At 63.4% G+C, this 1,788-nt stretch carries 3 protein-coding genes; 1 reads left to right on the forward strand and 2 read right to left on the reverse strand.

Annotation, left to right across the window (positions count from 1 at the left end):
• Together AC1DHL_RS29605 and AC1DHL_RS29610 are read right to left on the reverse strand one after the other, a co-directional pair.
• Positions 1-210 (reverse strand): tripartite tricarboxylate transporter permease (locus AC1DHL_RS29605; RefSeq protein ID WP_478164309.1); only part of this gene is annotated, 210 nt, incomplete at its 3' end.
• Between the two features lie 9 nt (positions 211-219).
• The gene (locus AC1DHL_RS29610) at positions 220-708 is read right to left on the reverse strand and encodes a tripartite tricarboxylate transporter TctB family protein (RefSeq protein WP_478164310.1); all 489 of its coding nucleotides are present in this window, start codon (positions 706-708) and stop codon (positions 220-222) included.
• 145 nt (positions 709-853) lie between these two features.
• Here AC1DHL_RS29610 and AC1DHL_RS29615 point away from each other — a divergent pair, with 145 nt between their 5' ends.
• Complete coding sequence (locus tag AC1DHL_RS29615; protein ID WP_478164311.1) at positions 854-1,645, forward strand: ParB N-terminal domain-containing protein; 792 nt, start codon at positions 854-856, stop codon at positions 1,643-1,645.
• Positions 1,646-1,788 lie beyond the last annotated feature (143 nt).

Here is a 1,788-nt window from a genome sequence, read left to right on the forward strand (position 1 = left end):
GCCGTAGTAGATGCCGGCCAGCATGATCAGCGCCGACACGGGCGGCAGCGCGTAGGTGGCGGGCAGCAGCATCGCGATGGTCGCCACCGGGCCGATGCCCGGGAGCACGCCGATCAGCGTGCCCAGGATGCAGCCGACCAGGCAATACAACAGGTTGGTGAAGGTGAACGCGACACCAAAGCCGAGAGAGAGATTTGCAACGAGATCCATTTGTCGTCCTCAACCCGTAATGAAGGTGGGCCACACCTGGATCTGAAGCTTCAACGCCCAGATGAATGCGATGTAGCTGCCGACGGCCAGTACTGTTGCGAGAACGAGCACCTTGCGCAGATCGAATTCGCTGCCGGCAAGGCTGGCGATCAGCACGAGCGCGTAGATCGCGATGATCATGCCCATGGCGGGCACGCCGAAGCTCGGCAGTCCGCCGAGCAGCACGCCGAACGCGAGGTTGGCGCCGATGATGTAGACCACCTGCTTCCAGGCCCACTTGCCGATCTTCTCGCCGTCTTCCGTCTCGACCGTGAGGCCGGAGAACATGATGGCGAGGCCGATGATGGCCATGAGGATGCCGAGCATCAGGGGGAAGTAACCGGGGCCCATGCGCGCGCCGTTGCCGACGTTGTAAGTCGTCGCGCCCCAGGCGAAAGCGACTCCGACGACGGCGAACATCACCCCCGAGAAGAAGTCTTTCTGACTCTTGATTTTCACGATCAGTCTCCACGAATGAATTCGATGGGCGATTGTGTGGTCAGCCAAGAGTCAGGTTGATGTGGGTTCCACCTACCGGAAATCGAGGGTTATCCCGGGCTCCCTACAATGCGGCCCCTTTTGCCGCCCCCCGAATCCGCACGCCATGGACATCGTCGTCAACGAAGAACTCAAAGCCTATATCGATCCCCTGACCGAGGAGGAAGAGGAAGCGCTCGAACGCAGCATCCTCGCGGAAGGTTGCCGCGATGCGCTCGTCCTTTGGGGCGACGTGCTGGTCGACGGCCACAACCGCTATCGCATCTGCCGCAAGCACGAGTTGCCTTTCCAGACTGTGCAGAACACGCGCTTTCGATCGATCGAGGACGTGCACCTGTGGATGATCGATCAGCATCTCGGCCGTCGCAGCATCTCGGATTTCCAGCGCGGCGTGCTCGCGCTGCGAAAGCGGGAAATCGTCGCCGACAAGCGCACGCGCGCAGCAGGTGCATCCAGCGACGAGCCGTCTTCCGCGGCACCCGCCGAGGCAGTCGCGGACACGGGCGCGCACCCACCGCTCGACAGCCGCGAAGCGCTCGCCAAGGCGGCACGCCTGAGCAGCAATCAGGTCGTGATGATCGAGAAGATCCAGAAACAGGCTGCGCCGGAAGTGGTCGCCGCCGTGAAGTCCGGCACCATCTCGATCAATGCGGCGGCCGCGGTGGCGACCTTGCCTGCCGAGGAGCAGGTCGCCGCGGCGAATGCGGGCAAGGATGAACTGAAGCAGGCAGCCAAGAGAGCCCGCGAATCCCGGCGAAAGCCTCGTGAGGAACCCGCAGCGACGTCGCAGGACGCAGCGGAACCCGATGAATTGCAGACCCTGAGACAACGTGTGGCCGAACTGACGGCCGAGAACGAAGCGCTGCGTCGGCAACTGGCCGCGCTGGCGGCCGCCTAGGGCCTGTTCACACTACTTCCGGGGATCGCGTTGCCGTGCAAAGGGGCTGGATGCAAGGCGCCCGCGCGCAGCAAGGCTTTGGCCTTGCAAGCGTGGGCAACGCCGCAGACGGCCCCTTTGCACGACAACCCGAAGGGAAGGTA

It is taken from the genome of Variovorax sp. 10L426, assembly GCF_056395305.1.

What these genes read in the sequence shown, in the direction of transcription:
- AC1DHL_RS29615 (WP_478164311.1), top strand. Translation starts at nt 854, where the DNA reads ATGGACATCGTCGTCAACGAAGAACTCAAAGCCTATATCGATCCCCTG.